This window comes from Paenibacillus sp. EB106-04-04-XG159 (genome assembly GCF_058791835.1).
The window spans coordinates 16196-35164 of the sequence record NZ_JBYTDY010000025.1 but is presented as its reverse complement, the minus strand read 5'-3'; the positions used below and the strand labels follow the sequence as shown (position 1 = coordinate 35164).

Sequence of the window (18969 nt, the reverse complement as noted above, 5' to 3'; positions counted from 1 at the left end):
CCCTTGTGCGATGTTGAATTCGCAGTATTTACCAATATAGTATATGAAAAACATCACACAATCCAGTCTTATCCTTTCTCCGAACCGAGCATTATTCCTTTGGCAAAGTATTTCTGAGCAAATGGATAGATGATGAGTACAGGAATCATTGTTAGGAAAATGGTAGCATTCTTCACGGCTTGAGGCGTCAGCTTGGTTGCAGTGACTAATCCGGTCTCGACAACACTATCGACAAGCAGCATATCCCTTAAGACTACCTGCAATGGATACATACTCTGGTCGTTCAGATAGATCATCGGGATGAAGTAACTGTTCCAATGTCCCATGAAATAAAATAAGCCTATCGATGCTAGCGCCGGCTTAGACAACGGGATGACGATGCTAAACAGTATTCGCCACTCCGAAGCCCCGTCTATGAGTGCAGATTCTCGCAAGGAGCTCGACATGTTTTCATAGAAGCTCTTGAGAATGAGCAATTCGATGGTCCATATCGCATTCGGCAATACTAACGCCCATACCGTATCGATGAGACCTAGCTTCTGCACAATGATAAAGGTCGGAATTATGCCTCCGTTCAAGAACATCGTCAGCACGATCCCAATCATCCAGAATTTTCGTCCGAAGAAGTCTTTCTTGGCTAATGGATAGGCTGCAACAGCGGTCATTAATAAGTTGATAAAGGTACCTAACGCCGTATAGAATATCGAATTCAAATAAGCTCTCGGTACTCGATCACTGCTCAATATTTCCTTATATGCATCAATGTTGAAGCCCTTTGGCCATAAGAATATTTTGCCTTGAGCAATGGATGCGGAATCGCTGAACGATATGGCAACGATATAGATGATCGGATACAACGTTACAATGCCAACAACCGTCATAAGGAGCATATTTAGGAGATCGAAGAGATTGAACTTCTGTTTTACCATAAGCCGTTACCTCCTGCTTTCCGACTTAGTACGTTCGCAAGCAAGAGCATAGCTAGAGCGATAATAGCTTCAAACAATCCTACAGCAGATGCGTAGCTGTAGTTCGTCTCGAGAAGTCCCTTCCGATATACAAATGTTGAGAATACGTCAGCCACTTCGTATGTCATTGGATTGTAGAGCAGCAGCACCTTCTCGTAGCCGATTCGAAAGACAGAACCAGACTTAATGATGAACAAGACCAAGATCGTTGGCATAATGCTTGGGATCGTGATGTATCTCATCATATGGTAACGGTTGCACCCGTCCACTTTAGCTGCTTCGTATAGAGTTGGGTCAATAGCTGCGATTGCCGCCAGGTAAATGATAGATTCATAACCCATGTGAGCCCATATTTCCGAGATGATATAAACGGGTCTAAACCAGTTCGGATCGGCCATAAAGTAGATGCTCTCGAATCCTAACGCCATAATGATCTGATTGATAATACCGCGTGACGGGGATAGGAAATCGACAACCATGCTGCTGATAATGACGACAGATAAGAAAGCGGGTAAATAGCTGAAGGTTTGAATGGATTTCTTAAATTTCACAAATCTCACTTCATTAAGCAGAACGGCGAATAGGATTGGGATAGGGAATGTAAAGATCAGAGTCATGAATCCTAATAGAAAGGTGTTCTTGAATAACAACCAGAAGTCCGGGCTCGAAAAGAATCGCTCAAAGTGCTTAAAGCCAACCCAAGGGCTATCCATAATTCCTTTGAAGACGCTGTAGTCCTTGAAGGAAATAATTAAGCCATATAATGGGCCGTATCGGAAGATGATATAGAACAGGATGCAGGGAATAAACATAATAAGAAGCTGCTTATCCCGTTTCATGTGGCGCCATGCAGCAAACATACGTGAACCAATAGAGGAGCGTGCTCGTTTCTGTGCCATCTCTGTGTTTAGAGTCTGCATGATTTCTCCCTCCTAAAGGAGGTCAGCAGCACCCGAGCTTAGCCGGGTGCTGCCGTCCTCTCCTATCAACAGTAGATTACTTATCAGCATCGTATCGTTGCTGCGCAGCATTGAAGATCTCAACTAATTTATCAATTCCGAGCTTAGGAGCGTTTGTCTTCCAAGCCTCCCACTCTTTGTCGCCGGAGTTGGCGCCAAGAACATATTGCGAGCTGAATTCATTCACAGCTTTTGTCAGTGAGGTTTGAATTTCAGCAATCTGTGCGGTTTCTTCATCGGTGAATTTCAGAAGCGGATCTGGCAGCTCATACTTATTGTCTTTCAGAATCTTATCTTGAGCCTCTTGTTCCTTCTCTGTGAAGTTATAATACACACTGCGCTTATCAGCGCCCATGTACATACCTTCGATCCAGAGGCCGTAGTTTTCTTCAAGAACCTTAATATCAACCAGAGGCACATCCTTCAGACCTGGGTATTCAGGTTTGCCCTGTGCATTAAAGTTAAAGGTTTCACCCTCAACGCCCATGGTGACCAATTCCAGACCGGATGGGCTGGAGAGGTAATCGAGCAGTTTCAGCGCAATCTCTTGCTTATCATTGTTAGCAACGACATGTCCCCAGTTTTCGATTGGAGCCTTCGTTCTGATGTTGCCTGTAGGACCTACCGGATTTCCGTAGCGAAGATCGTATGTTGGATTCTCTGCTTTGACTTGGTTATGGAACAGGTCGAGACGGCCGATCCAATCAAAAGTAACGAACGCCTTATCGTTAGACGTCATCTTAGCGGTCCAGTTGTCTTGCGTATCGGTCAAGAATTCTGGATCGAGGAGCTTCTCGGCAGCCAGCTTCTTCATGAAATCGAGCATTTCTTTATATTTGTCGGAGGTAACGGCTGCATACCATTTGTTCGAAGCCGCATCATGTCTTATTGGGAAGTTGAGACTGCCTATCCCCCAGCCATACGCCCAATCTCTAAATATAAAGTCTTTCGTCTTCGAAGCATAAGGATAGGAGTTAGGATGAATTTCTTTCAATTGCTTCAATGCAGCGTAGAATTCATCGGTATTGGTCCACTCCTTGATGCCATGCTTGTCGAAGATGTCCTTGCGGTACAGGAATCCGTGGTTAACATCACGAGCAAAGGACTGTATAGGCCATGTGTACATGTTGCCATCATCGGAAGAGTAGGATTTCATCACCCATGGAAGCTCTTCCGTATACATCCGCTTGAAGTTAGGCAGGACATCCAGATGCTCATTGATCTTGGCAAATGCGCCGTCATTCCCCATCTTGTTCGCTTCCGAAACTCGCAAGCCATGGAAGATATCCGGCAGCTTGCCGGATGCCAGCACCGATCGCAGCTTATCTTGGTAGGTTGCGCTGGAATAGGCCTCGAGTTTAATCTTGATACCGGTTCTCTTCTCAATCTCTTTAATGATCATCTTGTCTTGTAGGTTCTCTGTAGCGCTGACCACCATCCACGTCAATTCAACCGGCTTATCCACGATCGGCAGCTTGATCCCGCCAGTATCACCGTAATCTACGGCTGGGGGTTCAGTCTTTGGATCAGGTGCAGGCGTTGTTGATGGTGCAGGTGCTGGAGTAGTGCCGCCTTGACCTTCATTAGAAGGTTTGTTGCTGGAGCATGCAGCGAACAGGCTGGACAAGAGCACTAACACCATGACCATAAGAAGCATCTTTCTTGGCTTTTTTGGCATTGCGGTTCCTCCCTCATATTTCATTACATAGAACCTAACCGATGACTTCTGAAGACCCCTGGCATGTATATGGCTGATTCCTGCTTACAGAAGTTATTATATAGAGCGGAAGTTTTGTCTGCATAGAAAGCGTTTTCATTAATTTGTGTTTTTAATAAACGAGGTTGGTCACTTTAGATGAAAACCTTGTTACAGCAGTCTTTTTGGCGTGTAGAAAAAACTAAAGAGGTAGTAAAATAACAATTATGAATACGAAAAGGACCACTGCGGCATGCGATGCTTGCAGTGGTCCTTTTCATATTCTAGCTTTTCCACCAGCGTTTAAAGTGCATCCACCAAGACTTCTCTTCGGCTTTTTCGGTTGCCTTGGAGTCTCGGGTTGTTGGCGGATTAGACCCGCCGCTCGCATTATGCTCGCTGCACCAAGCAGTGGGCTCGGTGCCCAGCACGAACGTTTCCAACCGCTTGGCTGGGCAGTCCTCGCCAGCGAGGGTGCCGGTAGCAGGGTCGATATAGACACTTACAACATTGTCCGGTATCGGAAACAGCTTTGGCGGCACGCTCACCAGCGCCTGCTCGGTATACTGCGCGAAGATCGGCGCTGACAGATGACCGTCTGTCAGCGTGATGTTGCGCCCACGGTCGTAGCCGACCCAGACGGCGGTCGACAGCTCCGCGGTATAGCCGACGATCCAGGAGTCGGCATCGGTTGTGCCTGTCTTCCCAGCGACAGGCCGCTTCAACTGCGAAGACACTCGGCTGCCCGTGCCGCCGGCTTCAAATACGCTCTCCATCAGATTGGTGAGCACGTAAGCCTGTGCGGGCTCAACGATCTCTTTGGCTGCCGCTGGCGGCGCCTTATACAGCAGCTTGCCGCTGCGGTCTGTAATCGACAGAATTGCGCGCGGCTCCACGCGTTTGCCAGCGTTGCTGAGCACGCCGTAGGCTGAAGCCATCTCAAACGGGCTGATCGGAAATGTGCCCAGCGCGAGCGACGGCAGCGGCTTCATGGCTGTATGAATGCCAAGCCGCTTCGCCATCTCGACCACCTTCTCAGGCCCGACCTGCATGATCGTATTGACGGCGTAAATATTGTCTGAGGCCGCTATTGCCTGCCTGAGGTCGATGTCGCCGTAATACTTGCCGCCGTAATTGCTCGGCTTGTACTCCTGTCGGCCTTCGTCATAGTGGAAGGTCGTCGGCTGACTCGTGTATCGAGTGACAGCCGTCAGCGCCTTCTTCTCCAGCGCCGTTAGATAGACAAACGGCTTAAAGGTCGAGCCCGGCTGGCGAGTATCCGCGAACACGCGATTGAATTGGTTCTCGCGGTAGTTCTTGCCGCCTACCATCGCTTTAATATCGCCGCTCCGCGGATCAATGGACACGAGCGCGGCCTGAAGGTCCCCTTCCGCGGGGATATTCGCTTCGACAGCGGCTTCAGCCGCCTGCTGCGCGCCTATATCCAGCGTCGTGTAGATGAGCAGGCCGCCCGTATCCAGCTCCTCTTCCGTCAGACCGAGCGCGATCAGCTCCTTCCGCACATAATCGCGGAAGTACGGAGCGACGATCGTCTCGTCGCGCTGCTCGGACGTTCGGAAGTGGAGCGTCATCGCATAGGCCCGATCCGCCTGCTCCTTCGTGATTGCGGCCGTATCGACCATATTCTGCAGCACAATCCGCTGCCGATCTTTGGCATTCTTCATATTGATCCAAGGGGAATAGTAGCTTGGTCCTCGCGGAATGCCCGCCAGCATAGCGCTCTCGGCAAGGTTCAGCTCTCGCGCTGACTTGCCAAAGTAAAGGTTCGCCGCAGATTCAATGCCATACGCTCCATGCCCGTAATAGATGCTGTTCAGGTACATGGCGAGGATGTCATCCTTGCTGTACTTCATCTCCAGCTGCAGGGCATAGAGCGCCTCCTTGACCTTGCGCGTCCATGTTCGCTCGTGTGACAAATACAGATTGCGCGCCAATTGCTGCGTCAGCGTGCTTGCTCCTTGCTGCTTCGACATATGCTCCAGATTCACGAGCATAGCTCGAGCGACTCCTTTTACATCGATGCCCCAATGGTCATAGAACTTGCGGTCTTCTGTCGCCAGCGTCGCGGACACGACATCCGGGGAAACCTCCTTTAACGTGACATGACGCGACAGCGTGCGCCCCGAAGCTAACAAAGCAAGCGGCTTGCCGTTTCGATCCAGAAGCTCAGATGACTGCTGCATCTGAGAGACGGGTAAGTCCGCTACGTATAGATAACCGAGGGTAGACGCGCTCGTTAGTATTCCTAGAAGCAGCAGACCTAAGCTGCAATAGAGCGCAATCAGCCAGCGTTTTCGAACGGTTAATGAACGCGATAATCGACGGGAAAGATGGGGCTTTTTCGGTGTGTCGGCCACGGGCGCCGCCTCCATTTTGCATGTGTAATGTGTAAACGGAATGTAATTAAATCAATTCCTTTCATTTCTCAGTATGGGGCAGCTTATTGTCGGATATTCTAGATCATGGAACTTAATTGAATTTGTTGTTGCTTTTTGGGGGGGATTTTATATAATAGCTCTTGTTTGGTTGTATAAAGGACGAAGTGTTACGAATGAAACAGATGGGAACCATTACGAGCATTTCTAGCTGGACCAGCGATAACATTACCGGTCACCGGAGAAAGAGGCTGATTTTAATGGAATTGTGGTACACGGAAAAACAAACGCCGAGCTTCGGCATTACGGCAAAGATTAAGGAAACATATGTAACAGAGCAGACGCCGTATCAGCATCTTGTGATGCAAGAAACCGAAGAATTCGGAACAATGCTCGTATTGGACGGCATGGTGATGACAACGGTTAAAGATGAGTTTGTCTATCATGAAATGGTAGCGCACCCTGCCTTGTATACGCACCCGAATCCGAAGAAGGTCCTCGTTGTAGGCGGCGGAGACGGCGGTGTTATACGCGAGATTATGAAGCACCCGTCTGTAGAGAAGGCGGTTCTGGTTGAGATCGACGGCAAAGTTATCGAATACTCGAAGAAATACTTGCCTACGATCGCAGGCGAACTGGATAACCCGCGTGTAGAAGTGATTGTAAATGATGGATATATGCACATTTTAAATAGCAAAAATGAGTATGATGTCATCATGGTTGATTCTACGGAGCCAGTAGGTCCTGCTGCGCCGCTGTTCGAGCGCGGTTTCTACCAAGGCATCTATGAAGCGTTGAAGGAAGACGGTCTGTTCGTTGCGCAAACGGACAATCCTTGGTTCAAGGCAGATCTGATTCAGCAAGTAAATAGCGACGTGAAGGAGATCTTCCCGATCGTACGCGTATACGGCGCGAACATTCCGACGTACCCAAGCGGTCTGTGGACATTTACGATGGGAAGCAAGATCCATGATCCGTTGAAAATGGATGCTAACAGCATTCCGGAGATCGACACGAAGTACTATTCTCCGCGCTTGCACCATGCGGCATTTGTACTGCCGAAGTTCGTTGAAGATCTTATCAAGTAAATAAATCGTATATAGCTATTGGTATACGCAGATCCGCAAGCGGGTTTCAGGGAGGTAGATTGCGAATGAAATTAGACCAAAGATATTCCGGCAACGTGTTTATTCTGAGCTCGGATGATTATGAGAATTCCAAGGCGGTCATTTACGGCATGCCAATGGATTATACGGTGTCGTTCCGCCCCGGCTCGCGCTTCGGACCTGGCCGTATTCGGGAAGCATCGGTTGGCTTGGAAGAATACAGCCCTTATCTGGATAAGAGCCTGGAGGACATCACGTATTTCGATGCGGGCGATCTGCTGCTGCCGTTTGGCAATGCAGCACGCAGCTTGGATGTCATTCAAGAGTACATTGCAGGCTTGATGAAAGACGATAAATTCCCTATCGGTCTTGGAGGCGAGCACCTCGTTTCTTGGCCGGTATTTCAAGAGGTATATAAGAAGTATCCGGACCTCGCCATCATTCACATCGATGCTCACGCTGACTTGCGTGAAGATTATGAGGGCGAGCCGCTGTCTCACTCTACGCCGTTGCGTAAAGCGGCAGAGCTGATCGGACCGCAGAACATCTATCAGTTCGGCATCCGATCCGGCTCTCGTGAGGAGTGGGCGTATGCGCGCGAGCATATCAACTTCTATCCGTTCGAAGTTGCGGAGCCGCTGCGCAAGGTGCTGCCGGACTTGTCCGGCCGTCCTGTCTACGTGACGATCGACATCGACGTGCTCGATCCAAGCTGCGCACCAGGCACAGGCACCGCCGAGATCGGCGGGATCACGACGAAGGAATTGCTCGAGGCGGTGCATCTGATCGCAGGCTCGCATGCCAATGTAGTCGGCTGCGACCTGGTAGAAGTCGCACCGATCTATGATCCGACGGAACAGACGCCGATCGCGGCAAGCAAGCTGATTCGCGAGATGCTGCTCGGCTTCGTAAAGTAAATAATCTTGAATGCACGCCCCTTCTTCCTATGGAGAAGGGGCGTGTTTTGTGTTGCTGGCATAGTGAGGCACCGTGATTTGAGCGGACCGTAGGGACGCTATTGTTGACAAAACAGGGCCAACCTGAGGTTGTGCGGACACAAAAGCCGTTATTTGTTCAATAGAGAGGTAATAGGGTCTAATTTGTCACAAATAAAGGAACCACAGTCCGCAATAACGGTGAAACAGGTGGTTTTGGAGTAAATAAGAGCTCCTGTGTCCGCTAACATGGGTCAACCGAGTATCTTTTGTGATCCATATCGCTGCCGACGCGCCATGCATCTTCATCATGAGCGGCCAATCGTACATGAAAGCCTATGAATGAACGTTGACGATCTGTTACGTCATGCGGTTGCCGCGGTTACGATTTATTGTTGCTAGGTGGGAGGGTATTGTTAATGCTCGGATTAAAATGTTGTACGAACTGCAACATTTTCCGATAATATCTTCGGAATAGGGCAAAAAGTTGTACGAAATACAACAATGTGCGCCTTTGATCGCTTCAAGTACGATGATTGCTGAAATAATGTTGTATGCTGTACAACAATTCGATGAATTCAGACGATAAGCAGCATATATTGTTGTACTTTATACAACAACTCTAAGCAGCCTGAGTATCGTTTGCTCATCCATAGAAACGATAAGTAACCTAATCACTAGATCAGACAGCCGTCTACAGGGAGTATTCCCATGGACGGCTGTTTCTGGTGTATAAATAGCCCGAGGACAAATTTACAAACAATCAACATGAGGCTAACATTCTCGGAACGAATGATCCTTACTCTTGATGATATGGATAATAATCAAGATTAGATTTCCAATCAGGAGATGGGGGAGAATGGATTACATGACTAGCAGTTCCAAGAGAGTGCGACACCGCAGAATACTCATCAGCGCGACAGTGGCAGCGATGCTCTGGCAATCGCTCATGATGCCTGTAATGGCGCTGGATGAAGAACACACGACATCAACTATAGAGACGTCTATCCCAACCGAAATTGCTCAGCCTGAGCCAGTTGCGCCAAGTGTGGGCTTGTCCGATCAAGTACCAGCGCTGCTTATTACCGAATTAATGATCGACACGGATAATCTAGGTACTTCAGACGGCTATGAATACATAGAGGTGTACAACAATTCCGGGAATGACATTCAGACGAAGGATTACAGCCTAGTATATCGATATCCGACTTATCCGAGTAAGCCGGATGTTATCGTGCCTATGGGTGACCGCTTGATCCACGCGGGGGAGTCCTTTGTCATATGGACGAAAAATGCTGGCAACGAGACAAAAACTGCTGCTGATTTTAAGCAAATCTACGGCTTGAACGCGGATGATCGTCTCATTATGGACTCTGAGTGGATAGGTATGGCAAATACAGACGCACGTACGCTCTTCATCACAGAAGCAGCGGATATAGCGGTCACCAATCCGATAGTATCCGTCTCCTATATGAAAGATGATGTCTCCAAAAATAACAGCGTGCACTACGCGGTTCCTAAAACGGGAAATGTGATGATGAAGCTGGGCGTGATGCCTGCGTCTCCGTTGACGGTGATGCAGAATCAGCACACCTATATGGAGCCTATTGTGGTCCAGCACAGCGCCCCTGCGCTAGCGAATAGCGGTGAAGATGTAACGCTCATCGCAAACATCACTGGCGGCGAGGCGAGCCGGATTCAGTCCGTTGAATACAAGACGGATAAGATGGTAGATCCACAGCGTGTACCGATGAGCACGGTAACCGAGACCGTTTATAGCGCGACATTGACAGCCGATCTGCTTCTGGACGCAACAACACTTCAATATTCGATTGAAGCGATAGACAGCCAGCAGCGGGTTAATACTCAGACTTATACAGTACCGATTCTGGCAGCTAGCGATATGCCGTCCTATGTGCCAGAGCTGCTCGTTACAGAGCTGGTGGTGAACTCTACCAATGTCGGCGGTATGGACGGATACGAGTATATCGAACTCTATAATCCTACCAATAAGCCTGTCGATATGAAGGACTACACGATTCGTTACCGCTATCCTGATGAGGGTCCAGCGGCAGATCTGTGGTGGAGTCCGGAGGTTCCGGTCATCGTGCCGCCAGGAGAAACGGTCGTGTTCTGGATTATCAATTCAGACAACGTCAACTCAACGGCAGCGGACTTTAACACTAATTACGGATCGAATCTCCAAGAGAATGTGAATCTGTTCCGCTTGTACAACAATGGTATGTCCAATTCCGGGAAGCGTGCAATCTCGATCTCTACCAATACAGGATTGGATCGCTCGGTTGCAGCGTATAACGACGAATCAACGTCTACTGATGGGAAAACGGCGGATGCTTCGATCATCTATAAGTACGATGAGAGCACGCGCCCGAACATGATTAAGGTGAGCGGCGGCAAGGAGAAAGGGACGCCAGGCACGCTCCAGCCTTATCAGAAGCTGCCGAAGCTGTACGAGGTGCCAGCGGATACGACTCCGCCGCAGGTGTCGCTGCGTGAAGTGCCATCTGCTGCTCCGGATACTCAAGACCTGAAGCTGATGTTTGATGCTTCGGACGACCAAGGTGTGAAGACCTTGACGCTGTTCTATCGTACAGATGCTTCTAAACCGTATGAGCAGCGCAATATTGACCTGGTCAATGCGGATAAGGCGCTGTCCTATACGATTCCAGCCTCTGATCTAATCGGTCATGAAGCAGTTGAGCTGTACGCGATAGCTTCAGACGGAACTCATGTTACGCGGATGCCGGATGTGCGCATTCCGATTCAGAGCTCCACCAAACAAGGACTTCGAATGAACGTGGCTGATGGGCAGTTCATGTCAGGAGAGCAGCGCATCAAGGCAGCCTCCGGCTTTGAACGTACGAACACCCTCCAACTGTCTATTGATGGAGTGCCTGTTCCTGCGGATCAGTTGCAGCCGGCTATGGAGCAGCAGGTACTATTTTCATTTGATGTGAATAAGACGAATCTGTTCTTCAAGAACGGTGTTGTCTTAAATGGAGAGATCATTCACGTATTCGACGATACGATTAACGGATGGCAGACGTTAACCGTGCCGATTGATCCTGATAAGCTGACCTATGGCAGCACGGTGCCGGTCACGATTCGCGCAGGCTCAAAGGCGGGCACATTTGACGAGTCCGATAACCTGGATGACTTTATGATTCGCAATATTCGACTGGTGCTCGCTGACGGAACGACGATTCGCGATACCAACTATATGGATTCGACGAAGGAATGGGATATTGGCGACAGTGCGGGCATGAAGAAGCAACATGATTTCCAGTTCACGGTTCCCGATCCGAAATTCAACGGACATGCGTATATGTGGGATACCACAGCTATTAAAGAAGGCGCGCATAAGCTCAAGGTAACGGAACAGGGCGGACAGGAGCAAGAAGTTCAAGTTGTTGTTGATAATACAGCTCCTGAGCTTGAGCTGAATGTCAAGGCGGAGGAAACCGTAAAGGGTTCACTCGTGGTTCAAGCCAATGCCAAGGACAGCCTGTCCGGTATCGATACATTGACAGCGACGTTGAACGATACCCCTGTATCTCTGCCGCTGGAATTGCATTCGGCTCTGATGCCTCCTGGGCAGCATAAGCTGGCGGTGAAAGCTGCTGACCGTGCTGGCAATGTAACTGAACGAACAGCGATGCTGAATGTGCAAGCGGAGCTGCCAGACGTCCCGAAGCTGGTGTCAGGTCTACTGAACAAGTCTAAAACAAGCGGTAGTCTCACCGTACAAGTAAAGGATCCAACGAATGATCCGCTAAAGGTATCGTTCTATGAAGGCTTTACGTATCTTCCGACAGATACCGTGACGATGAGCGTCTATCAAGCGGCAAGCGATGTGGAGCCGCCGCAGCTAGCCAAGCTGCCGAACGAGCAGCAGCTTCAAGGGGAGCAGCTCGCTGCTATACAGCAGGAAGATGGTCAAGCCGTCCGTTATGACTCGTGGAATCAGTTCCCGTATCAGCGCTTCGAGCTTGTCGTTGACGAGCGGGTCTCTGCGGGAGATGAGATCAGCGTAGAGTGGAAGGGCAAGTCGCTTCCTGGACGCAAGGTGACGATGTATGCTTGGAATGTAGAAACAAGCAAGTGGGATGTACTCGCTTCGCAGGTGGCGGGTGAGAGTTCATTTTCACTAAATGGTCATGCGGTTGTAGGCCCTTATATGAATAAAGAACGCAAAATATCCGTTATCGTCCAAGATGAAGTTGCGCCTGCAGCAGTTGCGGACGAAGCGAAGGTGGAAGATTTCACGATGGTGTGGATGTCGGATACGCAGTACTATTCCGAATCTTATCCGCACATCTATGAGTCAGAAGTAAAATGGATCGCGGAAAATAAGGATAAAGAGAACATTCGCTACGTGTTCCATACAGGGGACGTCGTAGATGAGATGGATAAAGAGATTCAGTGGGAACGTTCAGATCAATATATGAAGGTTCTAGAAGAGGCTGATATTCCTTATGGCGTGCTCGCGGGTAATCATGACGTCAATCATAAGGATGAGGACTATTCGAAATTCAGTCAGTATTACGGTGAGGATCGATTTAAAGACCAGCCTTATTATGGCGGCTCCTACAAGGATAATCGCGGTCACTATGATCTGATATCGGTGGATGGCATGGATTTCATCATGGTGTATATGGGCTGGGGCATCTATGAAGAAGAAATTCAGTGGATGAATGAAGTGCTGGCGCAGCATCCGGATCGGTTTGCGATCTTGAATTTCCATGAATATCTGCTCGTGTCGGGTGAGCGCGGACCTGTCGGCAACCAGATCTATGAGGATGTCGTTAAGACGAATCCGAACGTGATCGGGGTATTAAGCGGACATTATCATGATGCGGAAACGAAGATCGATGCAATTGACGACAACGGTGACGGTACACCGGATCGCAACGTGTATCAGATGCTGGCTGACTATCAGGGTGGACCAGAAGGCGGTGAAGGCTACATGCGCCTCTTGGAATTCAAGGCTTCACCTGACGGCAAGCGGATCGAGCGTATTGATATGAAGACGTACTCGCCTTATAAGGATGACTATAACTACTATGATGCGCCAGAGTATCCCGGCAAGGATGAGTTTGTGGTTGACTGGGATATTGAGCCGAAGCTGAAGCGGGTAGAGACGGATATGTTCCGTGCGGACATCTATACGAAGCATGTTATCGGCACGGTTGATCCAGTAGCGAGCGGCGCGCAGGCGACTGTGAACTGGGATGGATTGAATCCGGAACAGGATTACGCTTGGTATGCGGTGGCTGAGGATGTATTCGGCGGCAGTTCCCGATCTCCGGTGTGGCGATTGACAGAGGTTGGCGATGACGGCTCTGGCTCTGGTGAAAATGGAGGCGGCAGCAGTAACGGCGGCGGGATAACTGATGGAGGCGGCTCTACAGGCAGCACCGTGTTAGCAGAAGCGGTATTGACTGACGGAGTATGGGCGTTTAGTCAGGAAACGGAGAAGTCACTCCTTGATGCTATTAAGAAGCATCCGCAGCAAACGGTAACCGTGAAGGCGGAATTAAGCGGTGGAGCATCGGGATCGACAGATTGGAAGCTCGGATTGAACGCTGCGATCATGCAAGCGGCGGCGGCACAAGGCACATCCTTGCATATAGAAGTGGGGGATGTTGTGGTTGAACTTCCGGCTTCTATGCTGAAGCATTTCCCATCGGATGGTGAGCGAATGGTATTAGGCATGACGAGTTCGCTTACAAGACAAGAGCTCGCAGCCAACGCGAAGCTATGGGCTGATTCAGGACTGTCGTGGACAGGCGAAGCGTTCCGTTTCACTGCGAATGTGGAATCGCAAGGCAAGTTAGGTCAGCTTCCTTCAGCCATGAAGGGCATGAGCTTGACGTGGAAGGCGAAGTCAGATGACGGAGCTTGGTATGTGCAGCCGGCAGCGGCTGACAGCAAGCCTGTAAAGGCGAAGTCAGAAGGCGCTGCTGTACGGGCGGAGTTGACTGGTGCGGAGCTAGTGGGTGCGACATTTACAGCTTTATCAAGCTTTGCGGATGTAGGCGGACATTGGGCGAAGGAGTTTATCACTTCCGCAGCGGCGCTTGGTTTGGTAAACGGCGTATCGGACACTCAATATAAGCCGAATGCGTCCGTTACACGCGCGGAGTTTGCGGCAATGCTAGTGCGGACGTTGGAAGGCATATATGGAGTAGACAGCGATACCGCTGGATCTGGGGAAGCTAAGTTTAAGGATGTAGCTGCCAATGCATGGTATGCGGATGAAGTGGCGGCAGCGGCTCGTCTCCAGCTGGTCCAAGGCGATGGAGGCAAGTTCCGCCCGAATGACCGCGTGACGCGTCAGGAAGCGATTGTGATGCTGATGCGCGCAATCGAGCTTGCCGGGCATGAGGCTGACAGCACAGCGTTAACGTATGCAGATAAGGAACAGATCGCGAAGTGGGCGCTGCCTTCGCTGCAAGCCGCACAGTCGTTGAAGCTCATTCAGGGACGTGACGGCAACCAATTCGTGCCGCAGGGCGAGATGACGCGTGCAGAAGTGGCGAAGCTGCTCATCCAGTGGATAAACCTGTAGTGAACTGACTCCCGTATATAAGATAGGGGTAACACACCTTCAAGTTGAGAATGCGAGTATTGTAAGGTATTCGTTATTTGTACAACTTGGAGGTGTTTTTTATTTGTCTAACGTTATAGGGTAAGTCCTCTTATGCCTTGTCGGCAGGATTGAGGGGCTTTTTTGCCATTTTGACGCAGATGGAAGAATAAATGAAGGAAGTACGGGAACAAAGGGAGTATGCTACCCCTAAAAAGGTTGCAAAAGCGGTCTGTTTCCTAGATAATTGTACAATCAGACTAAGTCAAGAAGGGGTACAGGCGATGAGTGAAACACGTTCCAACCCGCTATCGGATAAATGTCGAGTCCGTATCACGGTCATAAGCCGCCAGCAGGATGAACGCGTGGAGCAAGCAGCTGAAGGCGACCTTTATGTTAAGGGCAACAGCTTCTACCTTCGTTATACGGAGCAGGTACAGGATCCGAACCATGTGAAGCGACGAAGTGGTTCACAGATGGAGAATAGCGTCTCCGTTCAGGAAACTGCGGTGATGCTTAAGATAAGCGCTGATGAGTGGAAGCTGACTAGAAATGGTTCCGTGAGATCTGAGATGTCATTCGCACAAGGTGCCGCGCGCAGCGGTCGGTATGATTCTAAGGTGCTGTCGTTTCCGTTAGAAACACGCACACGGATGATGCGGCGCGAAGATGAGACATTCCGAATGGATAACGGTGAAACCTGCAGCATCCCGGCTAAGCTCAGATGGAGCTATGATTTATATGTAGACGGTCGAAGCACGGGGCGATTTGATATACAGATACGTTTGCAGCCTATAACAGGTGAATCGTTATAGCGGTGTACGAAGATATAGTCGGCTCAGCCGAAGCAAGGTCATCAAAGGGAGGATATAACAAGATGAATACCGGTGTTATTGAACGGATGAATGAAACAGTTAAAGCTGCAATAGAAGAATCGATTGTGAAGGCAGGGATCGTCGAGCGCGAACAGCTTCCCGCTTTTGTGATCGAAGTGCCGAAGGACAAGTCGCACGGCGACTTAGCAACGAATGTCGCGATGCAATTGACACGTATTGCGAAGCGCAATCCGCGCCAGATCGCGGAAGCGATTATTGAGAACCTGGACCAAGCCGCTGCTTCGATCGAAAGCGCGGAGATTGCAGGTCCAGGCTTCATTAACTTCCGCATGAACAAGAGCTACCTCTACGATGTTGTACGCGAGGTATCCAAGCAAGGCAGTGAATACGGCCGCGTGAATATCGGAAATGGCCAGAGCGTGCAGGTTGAGTTCGTCAGTGCGAACCCTACAGGCAGCCTTCACTTGGGACATGCGCGCGGCGCGGCAGTGGGCGATGCGCTCTGCAACGTGTTCGACTTCGCAGGATATGAAGTGAATCGGGAGTATTACATTAATGATGCGGGCAATCAAGTGATGAACTTGGCGTACTCCATTGAAGCTCGTTACAAGCAAGCGCAGGGACAGGATGCGGAGATGCCTGCAGACGGCTACTATGGCGAAGACATTAAAGGCTTTGCGCAAGAGCTGGTAGCGAAGGAAGGCGATCGTCTATTATCGCTGTCCGATGAGGAGCGCATCGAGTATTACCGCAGCTACGGCTTGGAAAAAGAGCTGGATAAGATTAAGCGTGACTTGGCGCGTTTCAACGTGCATTTTGATACATGGTTCAGCGAGACTTCCTTATACAAGAACGGTGAAGTTATTAAGGCACTCGAAGCTCTTAAAGCAGGGGGCAAAGTATATGAGGAAGAAGGCGCTACTTGGCTGCGTACGACTGACTTCGGCGATGACAAGAACCGCGTCTTGATCAAGAATGACGGATCTTATACGTATCTGACGCCAGACGTAGCTTACCATCGCGACAAATATGCGCGCGGCTTCGACCGCATGATCAACATCTGGGGAGCTGACCATCACGGTTATATTCCGCGGATGAAAGCGGCTATGGAAGCGCTCGGCAACGATCCAGACAAGCTCGTGGTGTTGATCGCGCAGATGGTTAGTTTGTATCAGGACGGCGAGAAGGTGAAGATGTCCAAGCGTACTGGTAAAGCGGTAACGATGGAAGATCTGATGGATGAAGTAGGCGTGGACGCGATCCGCTACTTCTTCACGATGCGTTCGATGGATTCGCATCTCGACTTTGATATGGATCTGGCGATCTCCACATCGAATGAGAACCCTGTGTTCTACGTGCAGTATGCGCACGCGCGCATCTGCAGCATCTTCCGCCAAGCGGAAGAGCAAGGCGTGGCGATTAAGCCGCTTGCTGATGTTGACTTTAGCTCTCTGAAGGCTGAGCATGAATATGATCTGCTCCGCAAGATGGGCGAGCTGCCGGAAGAGATCGAGGTCGCGGCACGCGAATACGCGCCGCATCGCCTGATTCGCTACGTGTATGAGCTAGCTGCTCTGCTTCACAGCTACTACAAGGCTGAGCGCGTCATCACAGAGGACGCGGAGCAAACGCAAGCGCGCCTCGCATTGCTCGGCGCTGTGCGCACGGTAATTGCTAATGTATTGCGCCTTGTCGGAGTTTCCGCGCCAGAGCGCATGTAATAGAACTGCATGGAGGCTGCCCCGCATGTCATGAGAGTGACTGCGGGACAGCCTCTTTGGGTTGTGCGGCAGACGGGCGGTTTCCAGCGCTGCAACGGACACAGAAGCCGTTATTTTGCAATAATGAGGCAAATTATCGAGTTTCGCGGACACAGGAGCCGTTATGGGTATCCGAATGAGCGATTCTCCTCCATATTGGAGCGAATAGCGGAACCACGGTCCGCTTGGCTGCCGAAACAGCTGATAATTCCGTAAATAACGGCCTGTGTGTCCGGTAGTGACCGCAAGTGTCTGCAATGTGTCCGATAGTATCCACAAGTGTCCGCAGGCTCACCCGATGCAGCACTCGCCCTTGTTGGTTGATCACAAGATATTGCATATAGATGTAAAAAAGAAACCTCTCCTTGGCCATGAAGTGTATACGGACTGCTGCAGCAGTCTCGTCACGCCGAGGATTGGTTTCTTGGTGCCGACATAAGACTATTAAATGTGACATTGTCGCTTTATTGATTGTTGATGTCGCGCAGCAGTCGCGCAACATCGACTTCACCCGCTGGTCGTGTCGCGCTGCGTCGAGCTGTGCGGCTCATGGTGGGCGTTGCCGTTCGTTTTAGAAGCGTCTTAATATCATTCGGCTTCAAGCCCGGTTTCAGGGCAAGCAGCAGGGCAATCGTGCCGCTGACATGGGAAGTCGCCATGGAGGTGCCGCTCATTTCATGGTATTTATTTTTCAACCATGAGGAAATGATCTTCTCACCCGGCGCGTATATATCAACGAAGCTGCCCCGATTGCTGAATGGCGCGATCAGCCGATTGACGTCTGTTGCGCCAACTGAGATGGTTTGACTGTAGCGTGCGGGATAATCAATCGACTTGCGCTTGGCATCGTTGCCAGACGAGGCGACGATGGTGATGCCGGCATTATACGCGCTGTTTACCGCCTTCAGCAGTGACTTGCTGCGCGACTTCATGCCGAAGCTCATGTTAATAATGTGTACTTTATTGCGCACGCACCAATCAATGCCCGCAATAATATCAGATACAAATGCTGAACCGTTGCTGTCGAATGCCTTCACGGGATGAATCATGGCGCGCGGCGCGACACCAATTATGCCGAACATCTGATTAGAAGCGGCTATTGTTCCTGCGATATGGGTGCCGTGGCCATTGTCATCATGTGGGGCTGTACCGCGCTGCACCAGATTGACGCCGGACAATAGAGAATTTCTTAGATCGGGGTGACGGTAATCCGCCCCAGTGTCGATAACACCGATATGGATGCGGTGGCCAGTGGTTAGACTCCAAGCCTGAGGAGCTTTAATCTGGCGAACACCCCAAGGAATTCCGCGCTCCCAAGACACCGTCTTGTGGGATGCCGTATGCATCGTGAGGCGGACATCTTCTTCTATCCACAAGTCGCCTTTATCAGCCGCTAAGCGCTCGTATGCCGCTCTGGACAGCATGCAACGAACAGCAGAGATAAGCGGCTCTTCCCGTACCTCCTCAAGCAGAGGATTATCGGGAACAGCCTGCTGCAGCGCCTCGGCGCAATGCTGATATAGTCTGGCATCTTCAAAGCGGATGAGATATGGGCGTTTGTCTTGTCCGCCTAAGGAGAGATCTTGAAGCAATAGCTGGAGAAAGACCAATACATCCAATGTGGAGTCCCCTCCCGACAGGTCCTAGTGCGTTATCGTATGCGTTATGAAGGGAGGTGGACTGGTATAGCTGCCTTTTTTCCC

The 18969-nt window shown here is 50.2% G+C and carries 10 protein-coding genes; 5 read left to right on the top strand and 5 right to left on the bottom strand.

Features of this window, described 5'->3' with window-relative positions:
* Positions 1-68: 68 nt before the first annotated feature.
* The 4 genes from AC3WTP_RS21640 to AC3WTP_RS21625 all read right to left on the bottom strand — a co-directional run bounded on the left by AC3WTP_RS21640 (position 69) and on the right by AC3WTP_RS21625 (position 6016).
* Positions 69-929, bottom strand: coding sequence for a carbohydrate ABC transporter permease (locus tag AC3WTP_RS21640; RefSeq protein WP_492396698.1), 861 nt, complete (start codon positions 927-929; stop codon positions 69-71).
* Positions 923-1888: an ABC transporter permease gene (locus AC3WTP_RS21635; RefSeq protein WP_492396697.1), complete on the bottom strand. Its 966-nt coding sequence runs from the start codon at positions 1886-1888 to the stop codon at positions 923-925. The genes AC3WTP_RS21640 and AC3WTP_RS21635 overlap by 7 nt, the downstream gene beginning before the upstream one ends.
* A 76-nt stretch (positions 1889-1964) precedes the next feature.
* A complete protein-coding gene (locus tag AC3WTP_RS21630) occupies positions 1965-3605 on the bottom strand; it encodes an extracellular solute-binding protein (protein WP_492396696.1) in 1641 nt (546 codons plus the stop codon).
* Positions 3606-3907: 302 nt separating this feature from the next.
* Positions 3908-6016 (bottom strand): transglycosylase domain-containing protein, encoded by a 2109-nt coding sequence (locus tag AC3WTP_RS21625; protein ID WP_492396695.1) that lies wholly within the window; start codon positions 6014-6016, stop codon positions 3908-3910.
* A 263-nt stretch (positions 6017-6279) separates the two neighbouring features.
* On the opposite strand from AC3WTP_RS21625, the gene speE reads away from it, so the two are divergent.
* The 5 genes from speE (at position 6280) to argS (ending at position 17227) form a co-directional block, all read left to right on the top strand.
* Positions 6280-7107, top strand: coding sequence for a polyamine aminopropyltransferase (speE, locus tag AC3WTP_RS21620; protein ID WP_492396694.1), 828 nt, complete (start codon positions 6280-6282; stop codon positions 7105-7107).
* A gap of 65 nt (positions 7108-7172) precedes the next feature.
* Positions 7173-8042, top strand: coding sequence for an agmatinase (gene speB, locus AC3WTP_RS21615; protein WP_492396693.1), 870 nt, complete (start codon positions 7173-7175; stop codon positions 8040-8042).
* Between the two features lie 877 nt (positions 8043-8919).
* Entirely contained in the window at positions 8920-14652 is a 5733-nt protein-coding gene (locus tag AC3WTP_RS21610; protein ID WP_492396692.1) for an S-layer homology domain-containing protein, read from the top strand.
* 302 nt (positions 14653-14954) lie between these two features.
* Complete coding sequence (locus tag AC3WTP_RS21605) at positions 14955-15485, top strand: YwiB family protein (RefSeq protein ID WP_492396691.1); 531 nt, start codon at positions 14955-14957, stop codon at positions 15483-15485.
* An 86-nt stretch (positions 15486-15571) separates the two neighbouring features.
* The gene (argS, locus tag AC3WTP_RS21600; protein WP_492396714.1) at positions 15572-17227 is read left to right on the top strand and encodes an arginine--tRNA ligase; all 1656 of its coding nucleotides are present in this window, start codon (positions 15572-15574) and stop codon (positions 17225-17227) included.
* A gap of 503 nt (positions 17228-17730) precedes the next feature.
* Here argS and AC3WTP_RS21595 read toward each other — a convergent pair.
* Positions 17731-18885 carry a S8 family peptidase gene (locus tag AC3WTP_RS21595; protein WP_492396690.1) on the bottom strand — a complete coding sequence of 385 codons (1155 nt, stop codon included), beginning with the start codon at positions 18883-18885 and terminating at the stop codon, positions 17731-17733.
* Positions 18886-18969 lie beyond the last annotated feature (84 nt).